This window comes from Mycobacterium sp. 1245111.1, assembly GCF_001673405.1.
Taxonomy (GTDB): domain Bacteria; phylum Actinomycetota; class Actinomycetes; order Mycobacteriales; family Mycobacteriaceae; genus Mycobacterium.
Genome location: NZ_LZLV01000138.1, coordinates 1 through 20,493 on the forward strand (window position 1 = coordinate 1; position 20,493 = coordinate 20,493).

The 20,493-nt window shown below is 67.4% G+C and carries 20 protein-coding genes and 3 pseudogenes; 12 read left to right on the forward strand and 11 right to left on the reverse strand.

The window, feature by feature from the left end:
* Positions 1–284: CPBP family intramembrane glutamic endopeptidase (locus A5658_RS22235; RefSeq protein ID WP_156751602.1), on the forward strand; the 284-nt coding region annotated here is incomplete at its 5' end.
* A 5-nt stretch (positions 285–289) separates the two neighbouring features.
* Here A5658_RS22235 and A5658_RS22240 read toward each other — a convergent pair.
* A pseudogene (locus A5658_RS22240) lies at positions 290–847 on the reverse strand (CPBP family intramembrane glutamate endopeptidase); the annotation flags it as partial.
* 30 nt (positions 848–877) lie between these two features.
* Positions 878–1,654: a DUF2470 domain-containing protein gene (locus A5658_RS22245; RefSeq protein ID WP_067340236.1), complete on the reverse strand. Its 777-nt coding sequence runs from the start codon at positions 1,652–1,654 to the stop codon at positions 878–880.
* 89 nt (positions 1,655–1,743) lie between these two features.
* On the opposite strand from A5658_RS22245, the gene pheA reads away from it, so the two are divergent.
* Both pheA and A5658_RS22255 read left to right on the forward strand, forming a co-directional pair.
* Positions 1,744–2,670: a prephenate dehydratase gene (gene pheA, locus A5658_RS22250; RefSeq protein WP_156751603.1), complete on the forward strand. Its 927-nt coding sequence runs from the start codon at positions 1,744–1,746 to the stop codon at positions 2,668–2,670.
* Positions 2,667–3,338: a histidine phosphatase family protein gene (locus A5658_RS22255; protein WP_067340240.1), complete on the forward strand. Its 672-nt coding sequence runs from the start codon at positions 2,667–2,669 to the stop codon at positions 3,336–3,338. The genes pheA and A5658_RS22255 overlap by 4 nt, the downstream gene beginning before the upstream one ends.
* A 5-nt stretch (positions 3,339–3,343) precedes the next feature.
* Here the strand turns inward: A5658_RS22255 and A5658_RS22260 are convergent, their stop codons facing one another.
* The 3 genes from A5658_RS22260 to A5658_RS22270 form a co-directional block, all read right to left on the reverse strand.
* Complete coding sequence (locus tag A5658_RS22260; RefSeq protein WP_067340242.1) at positions 3,344–3,544, reverse strand: hypothetical protein; 201 nt, start codon at positions 3,542–3,544, stop codon at positions 3,344–3,346.
* Between the two features lie 128 nt (positions 3,545–3,672).
* The gene (locus tag A5658_RS22265; protein ID WP_067340245.1) at positions 3,673–4,023 is read right to left on the reverse strand and encodes a metallopeptidase family protein; all 351 of its coding nucleotides are present in this window, start codon (positions 4,021–4,023) and stop codon (positions 3,673–3,675) included.
* Between the two features lie 4 nt (positions 4,024–4,027).
* The gene (locus tag A5658_RS22270) at positions 4,028–5,329 is read right to left on the reverse strand and encodes a septum formation family protein (RefSeq protein ID WP_067340247.1); all 1,302 of its coding nucleotides are present in this window, start codon (positions 5,327–5,329) and stop codon (positions 4,028–4,030) included.
* Positions 5,330–5,418: 89 nt separating this feature from the next.
* On the opposite strand from A5658_RS22270, the gene serS reads away from it, so the two are divergent.
* On the forward strand, positions 5,419–6,675 hold the full coding sequence (gene serS, locus A5658_RS22275; protein WP_067340250.1) for a serine--tRNA ligase: 1,257 nt from the start codon (positions 5,419–5,421) through the stop codon (positions 6,673–6,675).
* A gap of 6 nt (positions 6,676–6,681) precedes the next feature.
* On the opposite strand, the gene A5658_RS22280 is transcribed toward serS, so the two are convergent.
* Complete coding sequence (locus tag A5658_RS22280) at positions 6,682–7,167, reverse strand: DUF2834 domain-containing protein (protein WP_067340253.1); 486 nt, start codon at positions 7,165–7,167, stop codon at positions 6,682–6,684.
* 71 nt (positions 7,168–7,238) lie between these two features.
* Here A5658_RS22280 and A5658_RS22285 point away from each other — a divergent pair, with 71 nt between their 5' ends.
* Together A5658_RS22285 and A5658_RS22290 are read left to right on the forward strand one after the other, a co-directional pair.
* Positions 7,239–7,862, forward strand: a complete 624-nt coding sequence (locus A5658_RS22285) for a TetR/AcrR family transcriptional regulator (RefSeq protein ID WP_067340256.1) — start codon at positions 7,239–7,241, stop codon at positions 7,860–7,862.
* 54 nt (positions 7,863–7,916) lie between these two features.
* On the forward strand, positions 7,917–9,479 hold the full coding sequence (locus tag A5658_RS22290; protein WP_067340258.1) for an NAD(P)/FAD-dependent oxidoreductase: 1,563 nt from the start codon (positions 7,917–7,919) through the stop codon (positions 9,477–9,479).
* A gap of 85 nt (positions 9,480–9,564) precedes the next feature.
* Here the strand turns inward: A5658_RS22290 and A5658_RS22295 are convergent, their stop codons facing one another.
* A complete protein-coding gene (locus tag A5658_RS22295; RefSeq protein WP_067340260.1) occupies positions 9,565–9,900 on the reverse strand; it encodes a hypothetical protein in 336 nt (111 codons plus the stop codon).
* Complete coding sequence (locus tag A5658_RS22300; protein WP_067340262.1) at positions 9,897–11,447, reverse strand: MBL fold metallo-hydrolase; 1,551 nt, start codon at positions 11,445–11,447, stop codon at positions 9,897–9,899. Before A5658_RS22300 ends, A5658_RS22295 begins: the two co-directional genes overlap by 4 nt.
* A gap of 106 nt (positions 11,448–11,553) precedes the next feature.
* Between A5658_RS22300 and A5658_RS22305 the strand changes: the two genes are divergently transcribed.
* The 4 genes from A5658_RS22305 to A5658_RS22320 are packed head-to-tail and all read left to right on the forward strand — an operon-like array spanning position 11,554 to position 14,688.
* On the forward strand, positions 11,554–12,321 hold the full coding sequence (locus tag A5658_RS22305) for a 1-acyl-sn-glycerol-3-phosphate acyltransferase (protein ID WP_067340280.1): 768 nt from the start codon (positions 11,554–11,556) through the stop codon (positions 12,319–12,321).
* Positions 12,322–12,326: 5 nt separating this feature from the next.
* On the forward strand, positions 12,327–13,076 hold the full coding sequence (locus A5658_RS22310) for a 1-acyl-sn-glycerol-3-phosphate acyltransferase (RefSeq protein ID WP_067340264.1): 750 nt from the start codon (positions 12,327–12,329) through the stop codon (positions 13,074–13,076).
* A gap of 14 nt (positions 13,077–13,090) precedes the next feature.
* The gene (locus A5658_RS22315; protein ID WP_067340267.1) at positions 13,091–13,876 is read left to right on the forward strand and encodes a 1-acyl-sn-glycerol-3-phosphate acyltransferase; all 786 of its coding nucleotides are present in this window, start codon (positions 13,091–13,093) and stop codon (positions 13,874–13,876) included.
* Entirely contained in the window at positions 13,873–14,688 is an 816-nt protein-coding gene (locus A5658_RS22320) for a Cof-type HAD-IIB family hydrolase (RefSeq protein WP_067340269.1), read from the forward strand. The genes A5658_RS22315 and A5658_RS22320 overlap by 4 nt, the downstream gene beginning before the upstream one ends.
* A gap of 21 nt (positions 14,689–14,709) precedes the next feature.
* On the opposite strand, the gene A5658_RS22325 is transcribed toward A5658_RS22320, so the two are convergent.
* On the reverse strand, positions 14,710–16,329 hold the full coding sequence (locus A5658_RS22325) for an N-acetylmuramoyl-L-alanine amidase (protein WP_067340272.1): 1,620 nt from the start codon (positions 16,327–16,329) through the stop codon (positions 14,710–14,712).
* Between the two features lie 168 nt (positions 16,330–16,497).
* A complete protein-coding gene (locus A5658_RS22330; RefSeq protein ID WP_067340275.1) occupies positions 16,498–17,358 on the reverse strand; it encodes a hypothetical protein in 861 nt (286 codons plus the stop codon).
* A gap of 277 nt (positions 17,359–17,635) precedes the next feature.
* Between A5658_RS22330 and glf the strand changes: the two genes are divergently transcribed.
* On the forward strand, positions 17,636–18,841 hold the full coding sequence (gene glf / locus A5658_RS22335; protein ID WP_067340277.1) for a UDP-galactopyranose mutase: 1,206 nt from the start codon (positions 17,636–17,638) through the stop codon (positions 18,839–18,841).
* Positions 18,838–20,328, forward strand: a pseudogene (locus A5658_RS22340) (glycosyltransferase); the annotation flags it as partial. The gene glf and the pseudogene A5658_RS22340, both read left to right, overlap by 4 nt.
* Positions 20,329–20,394: 66 nt before the next feature.
* Here the strand turns inward: A5658_RS22340 and A5658_RS29430 are convergent.
* Positions 20,395–20,487 (reverse strand): annotated as a pseudogene (locus tag A5658_RS29430) (hypothetical protein); the annotation flags it as partial.
* Positions 20,488–20,493: the final 6 nt, after the last annotated feature.

Consider the following 20,493-nt stretch of genomic DNA (forward strand, 5'->3'; position numbering starts at 1 on the left):
GGGCCGAAGAGGTGATTGTGGTCGGCTACCTGCTCACCCGATTGGGTCAGTTGGGCGTCGGGCCGCGCGCGGCGCTGGTCTGGTCGAGCCTGCTGCGCGGTGCGTATCACCTCTACCAGGGCTTCGGTGCGGGACTGGGCAACATCGCGATGGGCTTGGTGTTCGGGTATGCCTGGCAGCGCACCGGCCGGCTGTGGCCGCTGGTGATCGCGCACGGTTTGATCGACACCGTGGCGTTCGTCGGGTATGCGCTGCTGGCCGGTCACCTGCGGTGGCTGTATTGACGACGGACGATCAGCGCCGCGCGCGGCCCGACGCCCAACTGACCCAATCGGGTGAGCAGGTAGCCGACCACAATCACCTCTTCGGCCCAGCCGTCGGCAAAGGCGGTGAGCGCCAGCATCGGGACCCGCCACCAGGTTTCGCCCAGGCCGGACGGAACGACGGAGGCGTTGATGTGCAGGGCGCGTGCCGCCAGGTAGAGAGCCAGACCGGGCAGCCCGATCAGGGCGGCCAGTCCGACACCGCCGAGTAGGTCGGGGCGCCAGCGGAACCGGGCCAAACCGATGCCGGCAGGTGGTAACCCGGTGCGCCACAACAGGTATAGCCCCAGCGCCCCCCAGGCGATCAGCTGCACGACGACCGTGGTGTTGAGGCCGAGATCGATCAGGTCGAAGTAGGACCGCTTGGGGTTGAGGGGAATTCGCTGTGCGCTCAGACCCCGCAGCACGGAATCCGCGAGCTGCAACGCCGCGGTGATGGCGCTGAGGCCGAACGTCACGCCTAGCACGATCGCGAGCTCGACGCGCAGCGACCTGCGTTCGCTGTCGCTCAGGGGCGCACCCACCCCGACACGGTAACCGGCGGTGGGCGAGGTTCAGTCCTGGCGGGCGCGCAAGCCGTTCACGAACGGGCAGCCCATCAGCATCCGGATCGCCTTGCCCAGCCCGATCACGTCATCGACGGGGGCTCGGAACGGCAGCCGGACGTCGCGGTCGCCCTCGGCGCTTTCCACCCGCAGGCGCATCCCGTAGCGGTCGATGCCGAGCGGGCGGATGTCGCCGCGCCGCAGCCGGGCCGGCAGCCGGGAGGCCAGCCGCGCGACCACGTCGCGGTGGGCGGTGTCGAGATGGCGGATCCAGCAGGATTCGAACGCGCAGAACGGGTCAGGTCGCGCGGCCAGCAGCGCCGCCGAGTCGACGGCCTCGGCGCCGGTGGCGTCGGTGACCACCACCGACTCGATCTCCAGCCTGGCCAGCAGGTACTGCGTGTCCCCGGCGGCGACCGGGCCGGACTCCGGTGTGCGGACCTGAAGCAGCGACGGATGAGGGTGCTCGGCGGCAATCAGGTCGAGCATCTCGCGCACCTCGGCCGACGGCACCTGATGCAGAAGACCGCGGATCCACACCAGCGAGCGCACCGGTTCCCGTAGCGGCAGCGGCGCGTAATCGGCCAGCTCGAGCACGGCCTGCACGCCGTCCGCGTCGCACGTCGCGGGCACGAGGACGGCGAACGACCCGTCGGCAAGCAGGTGATGCAGGGGAGTGGAGAGGGGCTCGGCGCTGTCGACTGCGAGCAGCGCGCCGCCGGCGCGGACGCAGGTGCTGCGGATCCGTTCGGCTGTCGTCGGCGCCGGGCAGTGAGCGAGTGTCATCGGTGACCGTCCTTGTAAGTGAGGTAAGCCTTACTTAACTAAAGACGATCGGGCGGCGCAAGGCCTACGACCCGATAGGGTTGTCGGTCGTGGCCAGCATCGCGTATCTCGGTCCGGCGGGGACCTTCACCGAAGCGGCGCTGCTGCAGATGACCGACGCCGGCTTGGTGCCGCCGTGTCCGGCGGATGCCTGGCAGCTGATGCCGGTGGACAGCACCACTGCCGCGCTCGACGCGGTGCGCGGCGGTGTGGCGCACTTCGCCTGCGTGCCGATCGAGAACTCGATCGACGGCTCGATCATGCCGACACTGGACAGCCTGGCGATCGGGAGGCCGCTGCAGATCTTCGCCGAGCTGACACTCGACGTGGCGTTCAGCATCGCCGTCCAACCCGGGCGCACCGCCGCCGACGTTCGCACGCTGGCCGCATTCCCGGTCGCGGCCGCGCAGGTGCGGCACTGGCTGGCGGCCAATTTGCCTGCCGCCGAACTACATCCGGCGATCTCCAACGCCGACGCGGCGCAACAAGTCGCCGATGGACTGGTCGACGCCGCGGTGAGCTCTCCGCTGGCCGCCGCGCACCGGGGCCTCTCGACGCTGGCCGAAGGCGTGGTCGACGAGGCCAACGCCCGTACCCGCTTCGTGTTGGTCGGCCGGCCCGGCCCGCCACCGGCCCGAACCGGCGCCGACCGCACGTCGGTGGTGCTGCGGATCGCCAACACCCCGAGCGCGCTGGTCTCGGCCCTCACCGAGTTCGGGATCCGCGGTATCGACCTCACCCGCATCGAATCCCGGCCCACCCGAACCGAATTGGGCACCTACGTGTTCTTCCTGGATTGCGTCGGCCATCTCGACGACGACGCCGTCGCCGAGGCGCTCAAGGCCTTGCATCAGCGGTGCACCGACGTGCGCTACCTAGGCTCCTGGCCGACGGGCGACATGGCCGGGGCGCCGCCGCCGCAGCTGGACGACGCCGCGCGCTGGCTGGACGCGCTGCGCAAGGGGACGGCGCCGTGAGCGGTCGGCTGGTCTTGGTGCGGCACGGGCAGTCGTTCGGCAACGTCGCCAAGCGCCTCGACACCCGTCCGCCCGGAGCCGAGCTGACGCCGCTGGGCCGTGAGCAGGCGCGCGACTTCGCGAAGGCACTGCCGGCGCCGCCGGGCCTGCTGTTGCATTCGGTCGCGACACGCGCCATCCAGACCGCCGAAGAGATCAGCGGCGTGGTCAACGTGCCAGCCCGCGAGGTCACGGGCATCCACGAGGTCCATGCCGGCGACCTGGAAGATCGCAGCGACGACGCTGCCGTCGACGAATTCCACGCCGTCTACGACCGCTGGCTCAGGGGCGAGCGGGACATGTCGATGCCCGGCGGGGAAAACGCCAACCAGGTGCTCGACCGCTACCTGCCGGTGCTGACCGAGCTACGCACCCGCTACCTCGACGACGACAGCTGGACCGCGGACATCGTCGTCGTCAGCCACGGGGCCGCGATCCGGCTGACTACTGCGATATTGGCCGACGTGCCAAGCAGTTTCGTGATCGACCATCATTTGGCCAACACCGAGTTCGTGGTGTTGACGCCGCGTGGCGACGATGGCTGGGGCTGCGAGCAGTGGGGTACCCGGCTGCCGCCGTTCGCTCCGGTGGCGGACCCGGTGGAGTCGACCGCCGACCCGATGGGCTGACGGGTCTAGCCTGCCAGGACGGCCGGCGAATCGATGTGCGCACAGTCGCAGCCGACGGCGTCGCAGTCGACAACGAACGTGTGCGGCAACAACTCTGGGCTGGTGCAATCCTGGTCGGTGCATTCCGAGCGATGCAGCCAGTGGTGGATGAGCGTTCCGTGGCAGTGCTCCAGGCCTGCCCGGCAGTCGCGGCAGTCGTTGTTCATGGGCCGTTTGTAGCACCGATCGCCGACAGATCCGCGGTGCCGCGCCCGCGCTAGTTCCGTGAAACAGAAACTACGGCTGTGCCGTGGCAGGAAGTGACGACCCTGGCTTCAGTTTCACGATCGCGGTGTCAGGCCCAACCGAGTTCGTGCAACCGCTCGTCGTCGATGCCGAAATGGTGGGCGATCTCGTGGATCACGGTGATCTTGACTTCGTCGACGACTTGCTCGTCGTCCTCGCAGATTTCCAGCAGCGCGTCGCGGTAGATCGTGATGGTGTCCGGCAGCGATCCGGCGTAGTGCGAGTCGCGTTCGGTCAGCGCCACGCCCTCGTACAAGCCGAGCAGCTCGTCGTCGTCGGGGTGCCGGTCGGCGACCAGGACCACGACGTTGTCCATCACGGCCGCCAACTTCGGCGGGACGAGATCGAGCGCGTCGGACACCAGTTCGTCGAACCGTTGCGGATCCATCCGAACGGCCACGGCGCTACGGCCCCGGCGCTGGTGGAGGTGGTGGCGGCGGAGGAGGTTCCGGCGCGGGGGGAGGAGGTGCCTGTGCGCCACCCGGAGGCGGACCCCCAGGAGCGGCTGAACCTGCCGCCGATCCCGACCGGACCGACCCCGCCGGACACCCATGGCGGTGGGGGCGCGTCGTCGACCGGATCGAATGGCTCGTCGAATGCGACGGGACCGAGCGGGACGTCGGGTGGATCGAGCAGCCAACGCCAGGGCAATCAGCACCTGCCGGGCCAGGCGCCGGCGCCGCAACCAGCGTCGCCCAGCCACCGTTGCCCAGGGTGGCGCCGATGCTGCAGGCCACCTGACGGCTGCCGGCCGACCAGCTCGGCAGCGACAGCGTGCTGTAGATCAGCGTGAGCGTCGTGCTGCGCAGCTGCACCGGAGCGAGGTAGGCGTCGGTCAGTTTGGTGCAGGAGTCCTTGATGAAGCCGTCCTGCTCGGGCTCGGGCGGCAGGCCTTCGGGGAACCGGGCGAGCAGGTTGACCGTGCCTGTCACTTCCATTGCGTGTGGTGCTACGCAGTCGACCGGGACGTCGGTGGGCTGGTTGGTGGCGGGGTCGATGCCCAGGCAGGTGCCGTCGGGCCACACCTTGGACTGGTCGACATCGGCGACCTTGCCCTTGTAGGCGACCTGCTGGTTGCCCGCGCCCGGCAACTGCAGACCGCACAGCATCCGACGCTCGCCGAACTGCCGCCACGCTTTGTCGCCCGACCACAGCATGCTGATGACGAATTTGCTGTTCGGATCGAACTTGGCGCCGAGGTAGCGGCGCACCGACGACTCGCACTGCTCCTGGCTGATCTGCTCGATACGGGTGGCCGTGGGCGGCGGGGCGGAGGGGCCGTACTCCGAGCCCGGGAAGGTGCGCATGTCGATCGACTCGCTGACTTCGAAGCGGTGCTCGTCTTTGCAGTCGACGATGGTGGCGGCCTCGGGCATCCGGTCCGGCCACATCAGGCAGTTGCCGCTGGCCGCGCGGTTGAATGCGTCGTTGCCCTTGGCGCCGGTCGGCGGAACGGGGTCGATGTAGCCGGCCAGCCGACCCGGGCCGCCGCCGATCGGCAGCGCGGTGACCAGGCCGGCGATCAGCAGGCCGCCCAGCGCGGTGAGCAGCAGCGCCCGCCGGGTCGCCGAGGCCTGCAGTGTTCCGTTGAGTGAGTCGAACCACCCGACGCGCGGCAGCCGACGCCGAGGGGCGGCGTCCTCGGACGCTGGTGCCTCAGCGGCGTCGTGCTCGTCGCGCTCGAGTAGGTGCCACATCGCCTCCATTCTGACAGGCGATCCCTGGAACGTGACGGCTGTTACAGAAGTGAAATGGTTGCTGGATGGGCGACGCGCACCAAGTAGGGTTCTAGGCCGTGATCGACCTGAAGTTGCTCCGGGACAATCCCGATGCGGTGCGCGAGTCGCAGACGAAGCGGGGCGAAGACCCGGCGCTGGTCGACACGTTGCTGGCGGCCGACACCGCGCGCCGCTCCGCGATCGCCACCGCCGACTCGCTGCGCGCCGACCAGAAAGCGGCCAGCAGGAAGGTCGGCAAGGCGTCGCCTGACGAGCGGCCCGCGCTGCTGCAGCAGGCGAAGGACCTCGCCGACGAGGTCAAGGCGGCGGAGGCGCAGCAAGCCGAGGCGGAGACGGTGTTCACCGCCGCGCACATGGCGATCTCGAACGTGATCATCGACGGCGTCCCCGCCGGCGGGGAGGACGATTACGCCGTCCTCGACGTCGTCGGCCAACCGACCGCGATCGACAATCCCAAGGACCACCTCGAACTCGGCGAAGCCTTGGGCCTGCTCGACATGGAACGCGGCGCCAAGGTCTCCGGTTCGCGGTTCTACTTCCTCACCGGCCAGGGCGCGCTGCTGCAGCTGGGGCTGCTGAACATGGCGATCCGGTTGGCCGCCGACAACGGCTTCGTCCCGATCATCCCGCCCGTGCTGGTGCGTCCGGAGGTGATGTCGGGGACCGGATTCCTCGGCGCGCACGCCGACGAGGTGTACCGCGTCGAGGCCGACGACCTGTATCTGGTCGGCACCTCGGAGGTGCCGCTGGCCGGCTACCACGCCGGCGAGATCCTCGACCTCTCAAACGGCCCCCAGCGCTACGCCGGCTGGTCGTCGTGCTTTCGCCGCGAGGCCGGCAGCTACGGCAAGGACACCCGCGGCATCATTCGGGTGCACCAGTTCGACAAGGTCGAGGCCTTCGTCTACTGCGACCCCGCCGACGCCGAGGCCGAACACGAGCGGCTGCTCGGTTGGCAGCAGGAGATGCTGGCCCGCATCGAGGTGCCCTATCGGGTAATCGACGTTGCCGCAGGCGATCTCGGCTCGTCGGCAGCGCGCAAGTTCGACTGCGAGGCATGGGTGCCGACCCAGCAGGCCTACCGCGAGCTGACCTCGACGTCGAACTGCACGACCTTCCAGGCGCGGCGGCTGGCCACCCGCTATCGCGACGAGAACGGCAAGCCGCAGATCGCGGCGACGCTCAACGGCACGCTGGCCACCACCCGCTGGCTGGTCGCGATTCTGGAAAACCACCAGCGGCCCGACGGCAGCGTACGGATTCCCGCCGCGTTGGTGCCCTTCGTGGGCACCGAGGTGCTCGAGCCGTCGTAGCCGCGCTCAGGCGTCGATCGACTCGCGCGCCGAAGCCGTCCGGTGCTGACGCTCGATGGTGGCGAAGTAGAACGCGAACGCGAACGCGAAACTGGTGAACAGGCTGGAGACGAAGTACAGCCACGGCCGCCGCAATCCGCGACGGTATCCGTCGACAATCGTAAACAGCGGCAGCAGAACAACATTGGCAATCGTGTAGTCCTGGCTCGCGGAGCTGGCGGCCGGGTTGGTGAACATCAGCCGCACGTATTCGGCCCAGCTGCCATGTTGGCCCCACAGCGGGTTTGTCGAACCCTGCGAATACTCCTGCACGAAGCGGATATTGAAGTACCAGCCCAGGACGACCGACGCGATGCCGATGACGTAGTACAGCGCCTCCAACGGCGAGAACAGGGCGCCACCGCCGATCCGGGAGAAGACCTGGCGGTTGGACGTGACGATCCAGGTGATGACGGCGAGGCCGAGGATTGCGTGGGTGAGAAGCGAGACCATCGCCGCAGTCTCACCCCGGCAGCGAAGTTTTGTCAATATTGACATAACGGATTCTGGGGTAATTTGCAGAGATGATTCGGCCGGCGCAGACCGCGCGCAGCGAACGCACCCGCGAGGCGCTGCGGCAGGCCGCGTTGGTGCGATTTCTGGCCCAGGGCGTCGAGGGCACCTCGGCCGAGCAGATCGCCGCGGACGCCGGCGTCACGCTACGCACCTTCTATCGGCATTTCTCGTCCAAGCACGATCTGCTTTTCGCCGACTACACGGGGTTGAACTGGTTTCGGGCGGCGTTGAACGACCGGCCGGCCGGCGAATCGATCATCGACTCGGTGCAGGCCGCGATCTTCGCGTTCCCGTATGACGTTGACGCCGTTACCAAGATCGCCGCCTTGCGCGATCACGAGATCGACCCGGGCCGGATCGTTCGCCATATCCAGGATGTGCAGGCCGACTTCGCCGACGCCATCGTCACCCAGTTGCAACGGCGCAGTGGTGTGGCCGATCCGACCTTGGACGCACGGGTGCGCTTTGCCGTCACCGCGCGATGCATCGCCGCTGCCGTTTTCGGCGCGATGGAGGTCTGGATGGTCGGCGACGACCGCTCGCTTGGCGAGCTGGCCCGCGTCAGCCACCTCGCATTGGAGACGCTGCGCGGCGGCATCAACGGGGCATGGTCGGACGAAGTTTCGTCATAATTGACAAAACTTCCCATCCCTGCCAACCTGCTCAGCAGAGCGGAAGGCGGAGAGATGACTGACTACGACGCGATCGTGATCGGTGCCGGACACAACGGGCTGGCAGCGGCCGTGCTGTTGCAAAAGGCGGGCCTGCGAACGCTGTGCCTGGAATCGAAGCTGTACGCGGGTGGGATGGCGTCCACCGTCGAGCTGTTCGACGGTTACCACTTCGAGATCGCCGGCTCGGTGCAGTTCCCCACCGCGCCGATCGTTCGCGAACAGCTGGACCTGGACTCGATACCCGCCATCGACCTGGACGTGATGTCGGTGGCGCTGCGCGGGGTCGGCGACGACCCGATGATCCAGTACAGCGATCCGATCAAGCTGTTCACCCACCTCAACGAGGTGCACGGCGCCGAAGCCGTCAACGGCATGGCAGGGCTGATGGCCTGGGCCATGGCGCCGACCCGGGCGCTCGGCCGGTTCGACGCCGGCGCGCCACCGAAAACGCTCGACGAGATGTATGCCTGTGCCACAAACGAATTCGAGCGTTCAGCGATCGACGAAATGCTGTTCGGCTCGGTCACCGACGTGCTGGACCGCTACCTGCGCGACCGTGAGAAACACGGCGCGCTGCGCGGCTCGATGACCGTGCTGGCGGTCAACACGCTCTACCGCGGACCGGCCACCCCGGGCAGCGCGGCCGCGCTGGCGTTCGGGCTCGGCGTACCCGACGGCGCGACCATGCAGATGAAAAAGCTGCGCGGTGGAATCGGCGCGCTCACTTCGCATCTGGTCGACGTGCTCGAGCGTGAGGGCGGCGAGGTGCGGCTGCGCACGAAGGTCACCGAGATCGTCGTCGGCGACGGGAAGGTCGGCGGGGTGCGCACCGAGGCGGGCGAGACGGTGACCGCGCCGATCGTCATCTCGGCGCTGGCACCCGATGTGACCGTCAACGATCTTCTCGATCCCGCGGTGCTGACCGCCGACATTCGCGAGCGTTACACGCGAATCGACCACCGCGGCAGCTACATCCAGATGCACTTCGCGCTGGATGAAGCGCCCGAGTTCGTCGCGCCGTACGAGATGTTGAACGAACCGAGCATGCAGGCGTCGATCGGCATCTTCAGCACGCCCGAAGAGGTCCAGCAGCAGTGGGAGGACTGTCGGCGCGGGATCGTGCCGGCCGACCCGTCCGTCGTCTTCCAGGTGCCCTCGCAGAACGATCCCGACCTCGCGCCCCCGGGCAAGCACGCCGCGTCGGCGTTCGCGCTGTGGTTCCCGATCGAGGGCGACGTGGACTACGGCGCGGCCAAGGTCGAGATGGGACAGCGAGTGATCGACAAGATCACCCGGTTGGCGCCCAACTTCGAACGCAGCATCAGCCGCCACACCACGTTCACGCCCAGGCACATGGGCGTGATGTTCGGCGCCCCCGGTGGCGACTACTGCCACGGGCTGTTCCACGCGAACCAGGTCGGGCCCAACCGGCCCGGGCCGAAAGGCTTTCTCGGCCAACCACTTCCGGTCGACGGCTTGTACCTGGCCAGCAACGGATGCCACGGCGGACCGGGCATCACGTTCATCCCCGGCTACAACGCGGCCCATCAGGCGCTGGCCGATTCGGGACGCTAGCGGCTATCTGACGCCGACTGTGCAGGTTGTGACTAAGAACTAGGCGAATTACCTTGCACAACCTGCACACTCGGCGCACGGGGTGCTAGCTCTTATCGTCGAGCAGCCGGTCCAGCAGTGCGGTGAAATCGTCGGCGTGGGCCGGGGTGAATGCCGGGCTGGGCCGGGTGCCCGGCACGTCGAGCGTGATCAGCGTCGACCGAAACGGCCGGCTCATGTCCAGCGGAAGCCACCGGCGCAAATCGGAGCTGCCCCAGAGCCGAAACCGGTGCATGAGCAAACCAAGCGGTTCGGCCTTGTAGCCGCGAACCTGCTGGAGGGCAATGATTTTCGAGGTTCCAGAGGGAAAGTGGTAGCGACGCAACGTGATCGCCTCGCGGTCCAGTTGGACCAGCCCGTCGTCGTAGGTGTCGGCACTCATTGGCGGCTGCTTCGAAGCTGATGGCCGCGCGCGGTGAGGCAGCGGCCGTTCTCCAGGTTCCACTGCCAGCCATGCAGGTTGCAGGTCAGCGTGGTGCCCTCGACGATGCCGAACTTGGACAGGTCGGCCTTCAGATGCGGGCAGCGCCGCTGAATCTCCCAGCCGTCCAGGGTGATCGACGCGGAGTCGTCGTGGGTTTCGGCGAACCAGCCGTCCGCGTAGGCGATCCGCTCGTCGGTCAGGCATTTGAAGAACGTGTACAGGTACTCGTTGTAGCCGCCGACCCGCCAGGCCCGGAACCGGGTGGACAGGAAGATGGTGTTGACCCAGTCGGGCTCCTTGTCGCGCAGCACGGTACGCACCAACTCCGGTGGAATGGCGAACCCGTAGCGGAATTTTTCGTCCGGAATCGGTTCCCGCACGGTCCGTTTCGGGAAGTCCAACACGACCGTTTGCGGGCCCATCGCCAGCTCGACGGGATAGCCGATGCCGTCGCAGATCTCGTCGCCGGCAAGCATGATCGGCTCGAACACCTCACGCAGCGGTTCCAGCAGCGAGTCGCCGTCAGCGGGCGCCCAGCCGGCTTTCTCCGCCGCCAGCACCGGCGCCATTCGCGCGGCGTAGTCGGCGATGTAGTCGGCCTTGCCGGTGGTGAAGATCGCCTCGACTTGCTCGACGGGCAGCGGGTGCTCCAGCGAATTCAGTTGCGCGCCGGTGAATTCGGCCGTCGAGCCGGGGATCATCAGCAGGCCGTGGTCGTGGGCGTTCTTGCGTAGCTGGTCGAGGAACACCATCTGGTCAGGGAAGATGTTGGCCGGGTCGCCGTGGTCGTCGTTGAGGTGACGCAGTTCGGGGTCCAGGAAACACGGTGGGCCGGCCGACGGGATCACCCATGCCGCACCGACCTGTGCGATGTACTGGCGACACCGGTCCATCTGGCGTTGCCGCTTCTGGATGCCGAACGACGCCTTGGCCCGCTCCGGCATGTCGTACACCATCGGGTACCAGATCGCGCCCGAGTACTGCAGCATGTGCACGTCGACGGACGCGAACTCGGATGCCAACATGTCCAGATCGACCGGTCGGGCGTCGTTCATGTTGAACACCGTCGTGACGCCGTCGCTGACCACCAGGCCCGAGTCGCCGATCGGGCCGTCGGCGGGCGCGCGTAGCGCGATGATCATGATGTCGAGATCGCCCTTCGGCCCCGAAAGCCGGTGCTTCACCGAGTCGGTGGTCTCGAAGAACTGGTGAAATCCCAGCATCTGCAACGCATTTTTGAGGTCCGGCACCGGATAGTCGGGCAGCAGCACGACGGCGTCCTTGTTGACGTGGTCGGTCAGCAGCTTCGCGTCGAAGTGGTCCTTGTGTAGGTGCGAGACGTACAGGTAATCGCAGTCGCCGAGCGTGTCCCAGTCCAGCCCGCTGTTGTCGGGGAACGGAAACCACGACGCGAAGTAGGCCGGGTTGACCCACGGGTCGCACAGGATGCTGCCGGCCGCTGTATCGATCCGAAAGCCGGCGTGGCCGATGCTTGTGACCTGCACTGACACCCTTTTGTTGCGTTCCGCTGACGTCCCGAGCTTAGCCGGAGAGTGGCGAAACGCCCGACCCGCTAGAGCGGCATAGCCGCGATCACTAGTCTTGATCACCGTGGAACCGGTATACGGGACAGTGATTGCCCTGGTGCGGCTGGCCTGGCGGGTGCAGGGTCTGCGCTTCACGGTGGTCGGCGAGGAGAACATCCCCGACGGAGGTGCCGTCATCGCGATCAACCACACCAGCTATTTCGACTTCACCCTCGCGGGCCTGCCCGCCTTCAAGCAGCACCGCAAGCGCAAGGTGCGGTTTATGGCCAAGCAGGAAGTGTTCGACAACAAGATCACCGGGCCGATCATGCGGGGCTGCCGGCACATTCCGGTGGATCGGTCCAGCGGCGCAGCATCGTACGAGGCCGCGGTCGACCGGCTCAAAGCCGGCGAATTGGTCGGCGTCTATCCGGAAGCAACGATCAGCCGCAGCTTCGAGGTCAAGGAGTTCAAATCCGGCGCCGCCCGGATGGCGATCGAGGCAGGTGTGCCGATCGTCCCGCACATCGTCTGGGGTGCCCAGCGGATCTGGACGAAAGATCACCCGAAAAAGCTGTACCGCCCCAAGGTGCCGATCGTGATCGTGGTCGGCGAGCCGATCCAGCCCACCTTGCCGGCGCCGGAGTTGACCGCGTTGCTGCACTCCCGGATGCAGCACCTGCTCGAGCAGGCGCAGGACCTGTATCCGTCGCACCCGGCCGGCGAGTGGTGGGTGCCGCGGCGTCTGGGCGGCAGTGCGCCCACCCTGGCCGAAGCGGCGCAACTCGACGCCGAGGAAGCCAGCCAGCGCGCGGCGGCGCGTGCCGCCCGTGAGGCGGGTCGCACCGAGTAGCGGCCATGGAGCCGGTGTTTCGCACCCTGGAGATCACGGCCAAGGCCCTGGTCGCGGCGACCGGCACCAAGATCACCTTTCAAGGCCTCGACCACATTCCGCGCACCGGCGGCGCCGTCATCGCGGTCAACCACACCAGCTACGTGGACTGGCTTCCCGCCGCGCTGGCCGTGAACCGCCGTGGGCGGCGCATCCGCTACATGATCAAGGCGGAGATGCAGCAGGTGAAGGTGGTCAATTTCCTGATCAAGCACACCAAGACCGTTCCGGTCGACCGCGCATCGGGTTCGCGCGCCTACGCCGAGGCCGTTCGGCTGCTGAAGGACGGTGAGGTGGTCGGCCTCATGCCGGAGGCGACCATCAGCCGCAGCTTCGAGCTCAAGGAGTTCAAGACCGGTGCGGCCCGGATGGCGTTGGAGGCGGGGGTCCCGACGGTGCCGCTGATCGTCTGGGGCGCCCAGCGGATCTGGACCAAGGACCACCCGCGCAATCTCGGCCGGCGCAAGATCCCGGTGACGGTGGCCGCGGGTCCGCCGTTGCCGCCGTCCGGCGATGCCGAGCAGCTCGATGCCGCCCTGCGGCAGGGAATGACGTCGCTGCTGCATCGCGTTCAAGAGGAATATCCGCATCCCGAAGGTGCTTTTTGGGTGCCGCGGCGGCTGGGCGGCAGCGCACCTACGGTAGCGGAGGCAAAAATTATTGAGGACACTGAAAAGGCCGAGCGTGCGCGCAACCGGGCCGAGCGCAGCGGATAGAAGGAGCGACCACCATGCCAGAGCCGTTTTACCGGTTCGGAGAGTGGGTCGTGCCGCCCGTGGTCGCGATGAACGGGACCAAGTTCACCTTCCGAGGACTGGAGAACATCCCGCAGCGCGGCGGCGCAGTGCTGGCGCAGAACCACACCAGCTACCTGGATTGGCTGCCGCCGCTGTTCGCCGCCCGTGAGCGCGGCCGGCGGATGTACTTCATGATCAAGGCCGAGATGGCGGACGTGAAGGCGGTCAACTATGTCATCAAGCACGCCCGGCTGATTCCGGTGGACCGCCGCAACGGGCACGATGCATTCGATACCGCGGTCGAGCGGCTGCGTGCGGGCGAGCTGATCGGCATGCATCCCGAGGCCACCATCAGCCGCAGCTTCGAGCTGCGCGAGTTCAAGACCGGCGCCGCGCGGATGGCGCTGCAGGCGCAAGTGCCCATCGTCCCGGTGATCGTCTGGGGCGCGCACCGCATCTGGCCTAAAGACCATGAAAAGAAGTTGTTCCGCAACAAGATCCCGATCACGGTCGCCGCGGGTCGCCCGCTGGCCCCGCACGGGACACCCGAGGAACTCAACGCCCACCTGCGCCGGGCAATGAACGAGCTGCTGTATCAGGTACAGGAGGAGTATCCCCACCCTGCGGGCGAGTACTGGGTGCCGCGACGGCTCGGCGGCGGCGCGCCGACGCGTGACGATTCGCAGCAGATCCGGCTGCACGAGCTGCAGGAGCGCATGGAGAAGCGTGGGACCGACGGCGTGACCCGTCCGGGAGAGACTCAGAGCGGTATCCATTGACCCTGCCCGCGCTGATTGCCAGCGATGTCGACGGCACCCTGATCACCGAAGACGAAAAGGTCACGCCGCGCACCCGCTCGGCCGTGCGCGCCGCGGTGGACGCCGACGTGGTGTTCGTGCTCGCCACCGGGCGCCCGCCGCGGTGGATCCCACCGGTGGTCGAGGGGCTCGGGTTCGCACCCATGGCGGTGTGCGCCAACGGCGCTGTGATCTACGACCCGGAGACGGATCGGGTGCTGTCCGCGAAAACGCTGTCGGTGGATGCGCTGTGCGAGCTGGCGGAGATCGCGAGCCGCGTCATCCCCGGCGCGGGACTGGCAGTCGAGCGGGTCGGCGAGAGGGCGCATGACAGCGCGACGCCGCAATTCGTCAGCTCGCCGGGTTACGAGCATGCCTGGCTCAACCCCGACAACACCGAGGTCTCCGTCGAAGACCTGCTCAGCGCGCCCGCGATCAAGCTGCTGGTCCGCAAGGCCGGCGCGCGCAGCGCCGACATGGCGGCCGTGCTCGCCGAGCATGTCGGGGTCGCGGGCGAGCTGACCTACTCGACCAACAACGGGCTGATCGAGATCGTGCCGGTGGGTGTGAACAAAGGCTCCGGCATCGCCGAAATCGCTGGGCCGCTAGGCATTCCCGACGCCGATTGGGTCGCGTTCGGCGACATGCCCAACGACGTGCCGATGCTGTCACGCGCCGGACTCGGGGTGGCGATGGGTAACGCGCACCCCGACGCGGTCGCGGCGGCCGACGAGGTCACCACCACCAACGCCGACGACGGGGTGGCCCGGGTGCTCGAACGCTGGTGGATGTAGCCGGGATGGTCGCGGCTTTTGTCAAGCCGCCGGGGTGACCGGGGAGAACCGCTCCAGCTGAACCGGCGGCCCGCTTGCGGGCGGTGGCGGCAGTTCCTCGACGACGCCGTCGATCACCCGGCTAACCCGTCCGGTGAGCCGGTCGAAGTTCAGGGTGCCATGCTGGAAGTTCTGCTTAACCCATTGCGGCTCTTGGAATTCCGAGCTGGTCGGCAGGCCAAGCGCGCCACGCTCGTAGCCGAGTGCGGCCCACGCGTCGTAGATGGCGCCGGTGACCACCTGTGGGCCGGTCTCCGGCGACCAGTACATCGCGCCCTTCTCGAAGGTGGCGTAGCGCGTGTCGCCGTGCCCGGTCGCTTCGGGTGAGGTGGGGGCGCCCAGGACGCTGCTGGGGCCCCCGATCGCCTGCCAGCGGTCGTAGATGGCGCCGCCCTGCAGCGAAAGGGCCAGGTCTTCGGGTCGCGGTGGACCACTGAAATGCGCTGCGGTGTCGCGGATCTCGTCGAGCAGCCCGTAGGCGACGTTGCCCGGGCAGTCGGTGGCGCCGACGTCGCGGTGGGCGAAGATGGTCGGCAACGTCGCGACGGCGTTTTGCGGAAAGTAGGTGTTCTCGCCGCCCTCCGACGCCAAAGCGACTGTGCCCCTGGGGTCGACGTGGTCGATGCCGAGTCGCCAGCCGATCAGCCGGCCGAGGGTGTGCAGTTGGATCGGTTCCGGTGCGATGTCGTCGAAGTTGCCGATCATCGCCACCCCCCAGCTGTCGCGGTTGAATCCGCCGGTGTGGTCGCCCTGCACGGGTCCGAGAAGGGCGCCGGCCCGGCCCTCGAAGACCTGACCGTACTTGTCGACCAGCGCGTTGTAGGCGATGTCGCACCAGCCCAGGATCTGCGTGTGGTACGCCAAGATCGACTGCACGATGCCCGCCGAGTCCTGCGGTTGGTAGTCGTTGCTTTCCGCGGTGTGGTGAACCACCGCGGCGCGGATGGGCTGATCGAACGGCCGGTTGCCGCAATGCACCGCCGGGTCGGCGCCCCATTGCGCGCGGGCGATGATGGCCGGGGCCTGCCCAGGCGCGACGATGGCCGTGGGCGGATTCCACTGGGTGTCGGCGGGCGCCTGCGGTGGGGAAATGAGAATCGCCGAGATATTTTGTGCCAGTGGCTGTTCCGAGGTGGCCGGGAGGTAGCCCAGCCCTGGGGGTGGCGTTGTCTTGGGTGCTGACGTGCGGGGCGCCCCGGCTGGGCGGCTGACCGAGATCTGCACCGTGGTGGTCTTGCCGACGAACACCGGATCGGTGCCGCGTGGTCCCGCGCCGACGCCGTCGCCTCGAGCGGACAGAGCCTCGGTGCCATACCACGGACCCCACGAGCCGTCGGCATGCCGGGCGCGGACGCGCGCGGTGGTTCCGGTCAGGTCGCCGCCGGTGAGTGCGACCATGGAAAACGGTGTGGCTTGGCTTATCTCGCGGACCGTGACGCCACCGCCGAGGCCGACGAGCGGCTGCTGCGCGAGGTGAATGTCGCCGACGCGGGGCGAGGACTCCCGGTGACCGACCGACGAGGTAACCGCCCACGGCAAGATGACGACGGTCGCCGCGATGGCGGTGAACAACATCGTCGGCGGACGACGGCGGGATGGCACGTCCCGATGTTACGTATGTGCCTGATGGTGCAAATGGTTCGACACGCTACTTAAGTGAACAAAGTGGTACACACGGCACGGCACCGCAGAGTTTGGGTCATCCCGGTCAGACCAGGGGCCGACTTCTGCGGTGCCGTTTCGGGGGGAAATCCGAAGCCGGGTGTGCGATCAGGGGATCGGCGCCGGCGCAGGTGGCGGAGGAACCGGGGCTGCCGCGCCATGGGCCGCGTTCTGTAGCTGCGGCAGGATCATGCCCTTGAGCAGGTCGATCGCCTGACCGGCACCCAACTGGTTGGCTGCGCTCATCATGTCGCTGACGAGGCCGCCGCTCTGGGCCGGCGCCGCCGCGCCGAGCGACGACGGGTCGCCCAGGATCGGGTAGGTGCCGCCCGCGCCGGGGTCCAATCCGACCGGGTCGCTGATCGGCAGCTCGCTCGGGTTGGCCAGACCACCGGCACCCGTGGCCGGGTCAAAGGCGTTCGGGCTGGTCACCCCGGGGGTAAGGCCCGGGCTGGTCAAGCCGGGTGTGCTCAGTCCGGGAGTCGTGGCACCGGGCGTCAGACCCGGAGTGGTGAGACCGGGGGTAGTGGCCGAGGGCAGGCCGGGAGTGGTGGCACCGGGCGTCAGGCCCGGAGTGGTCAGCGCCGGCGTGGTGCCCGGCGTCAAGCCCGGCGTGGTCAGGCCCGGCGTGGTCAGGCCCGGCGAGGTCAGACCCGGGGATGTCAGGCCGGGGCTGGCGAGGTCGGGCGAGCCGAACCCGGGCGAACCGAGGCTGCTCGGAGTGGTGGCGCCGGTCAGGCTCGGAATTGGCGGAATGCTGACCCCGAACTGCGACAGCCCCTGCGTCAGCGCGCCCATCAGCTCGCCGGGAAGGTCGGTCATGGACGCGGCCCGCACGAACTCGTGGTGCACAGGTGCCGGCTTGGCGGTCAAGTCGCAAACAGCGATGTAAGCAAAAGGACTCGCGACCGCCAGAGCGGCGAACGCGCTCGTGGCTGTCGAGAGCCTGCGTCGACGTCGGTTCGGCACGGAAGTCTCCTCAATCTGGACTGCGGTCTGTCATGCGCGCCGGGGGCGCGCACGGTGTCTGACGACTGCATACTCGGACACATGGCCGATGTTACTTACGTGAATGTTGTTACTAGAGTGACGAGATCCAATCGTGAACCAATCGCGACTTTCGTCACCAAATCTCGGCCAATCGTTACCCGCCACGCCGGTATTCGGGCTTGCAGCCGACCTAGTGCCGCTAAGACCCACGCGCCGGACGGGCTACGGTCTCGCGGTCCGATACCCTAGGCAACCGATGACCACTCGCTTTGACCTCTTTGTCGTCGGCTCCGGCTTTTTCGGTCTGACGATTGCCGAGCGCGTGGCCACGCAGCTCGGCAAGCGGGTGCTTGTCGTCGAGCGCCGCCCGCATATCGGCGGAAACGCCTACTCCGAAGCCGAGCCGCAGACCGGCATCGAGGTGCACAAGTACGGCGCCCACCTGTTCCACACGTCTAACAAGCGGGTGTGGGACTACGTCCGGCAGTTCACCGACTTCACCGGTTACCAGCACCGCGTGTTCGCCATGCACAACGGCCAGGCCTACCAGTTCCCGATGGGACTGGGACTGGTGTCTCAGTTTTTCGGCCGCTACTTCACCCCGGACGAGGCCCGGGCGCTGATCGCCGAGCAGGCCGCGGAGTTCGACACCGCGACGGCGTCGAACTTCGAGGAAAAGGCCATCAGCCTGATCGGCCGCCCGCTCTACGAGGCCTTCATGAAGCACTACACCGCCAAGCAGTGGGAGACCGATCCGAAGAACCTCCCGGCGAGCAACATCACCCGGCTGCCGGTGCGTTACACCTTCGACAACCGCTACTTCAACGACACCTACGAGGGGTTGCCGGTCGACGGCTACACCGCGTGGCTGGAGAAGATGGCCGCCGACGACCGGATCGAGGTTCGCCTGGACACCGACTGGTTCGACATCCGCGATGAGCTCCGCGCGCAGAATCCCGACGCCCCGGTCGTGTACACCGGTCCGCTGGACCGGTATTTCGACTATGCAGACGGCCGACTCGGTTGGCGCACACTGGATTTCGAGCTCGAGGTGCTACCGACCGGCGACTTCCAGGGCACGCCGGTGATGAACTACAACGACGAGGACGTGCCCTACACCCGGATCCACGAGTTCCGGCACTTCCATCCGGAGCGGGAGTACCCGACCGACAAGACGGTCATCATGCGCGAGTACGGGCGGTTCGCCAAGGACGACGACGAGCCGTACTACCCCATCAACACCCCTGACGACCGCGCGATGGTCGAGGCATACCGGACCCGGGCGGCGCACGAAACCGCTTCGGCGAAGGTACTTTTCGGTGGTCGCCTCGGTACCTACCAGTATCTCGACATGCACATGGCGATTGCCAGCGCACTGAATATGTACGACAACGTCCTGGCGCCGCACCTGCGCGACGGCGCATCGTTGGATGAGAACAGCAGAGGAAGCACCCGGGGATGAGTAAGACCACGGTTGACGATGCAGCCCAGGCCGCAGCCGAGCAGTCCAGCAAGGCGGTGAGCCTGCTGGCGCGCGTCATTCTGCCGCGCCCGGGTGAGCCGCTCGACGTCCGCAAGCTCTACCTGGAAGAGTCGGCGACGAATTCCCGTCGCGCGCATGCCAGCAACCGCACCTCGCTGCAGATCCCCTCGGAATCCGAGGTGTCGTTTGCGACGTACTTCAACGCGTTCCCGGCCAGCTACTGGCGCCGGTGGACGACGTGCACGTCGGTGGTACTGCGCGTCGAGGTCACCGGCAAGGGGCGGGTCGACGTCTACCGCACGAAGGCCACCGGAGCTCGAATCTTTGTGGAGGGCAAGAACTTCGCCTCGACGGGCGGCGACGCGGAAGTGCTCGAATTCCAGGTGAGCCTGCAGCCGTTCGAGGACGGGGGGTGGATCTGGTTCGACATCACCACCGACTCCGACGTGACATTGCGCAGCGCCGGCTGGTACGCCGACCAGCCCGCGCCGGGTGTCGCCAACGTCGCGATCGGCATCCCGACCTTCAATCGGCCGAACGACTGCGTCAACGCGCTGCGCGAGCTCACCGCGGATCCGCTGGTGGACAAGGTGATCGGCGCGGTCATCGTTCCCGACCAGGGCACGTCGAAGGTCCGCGATCACCCCGACTTCGCCGCGGCCGCTGCGCCACTGGGCGACCGGCTGGCCATCCACGACCAGCCCAACCTCGGCGGCTCCGGCGGATACAGCCGGGTGATGTATGAGGCCCTGAAAAACACCGACTGCCAACAGATCCTGTTCATGGACGACGACATCGAGTTGCAGTCGGACACCATCTTGCGCATCCTCGCGATGCACCGCTTCGCCAAGGCGCCGATGCTGGTGGGCGGGCAGATGCTCAACCTGCAGGAGCCGTCGCACCTGCACATCATGGGGGAGATGGTCGACCGGGCGAACTTCATGTGGACTGCGGCGCCCTACACCGAATACGACCACGACTTCGCCGAATTCCCGTTGAGCGACAACAACCCTCGCAGCAAGTTGCTGCACCGTCGTATCGACGTCGACTACAACGGCTGGTGGACGTGCATGATCCCGCGCGACGTCGCCGAGGAACTCGGCCAGCCGCTGCCGCTGTTCATCAAATGGGACGACGCCGACTACGGTTTGCGCGCCGCCGAACACGGCTACCCGACCGCGACCTTGCCCGGCGCGGCGATCTGGCACATGGCCTGGAGCGATAAGGACGACGCCATCGACTGGCAGGCCTACTTCCACCTGCGCAACCGGCTGGTGGTGGCGGCCATGCACTGGGACGGCGATGTCACGGGCCTGGTCCGCAGCCATTTCAAGGCGACACTGAAACACCTTTCCTGCCTTGAATATTCGACTGTCGCCATCCAGAACAAGGCGATCGACGACTTCCTGGCCGGCCCCGAGCACATCTTCTCGATCCTGGAATCCGGCCTGCCCGAGGTGCACCGGCGGCTTCATCTCGTAGTTGCGCTGCGAGGGTTCAGGCAACTGGTCCGACGACGGCAGGACTACCGCGTCCGGGTACTCCTTGCGCATCCGGTGCACCTCGGGCAGGCCGGATTCCAGGATCGAGAAGATGTGCTCGGGGCCGGCCAGGAAGTCGTCGATCGCCTT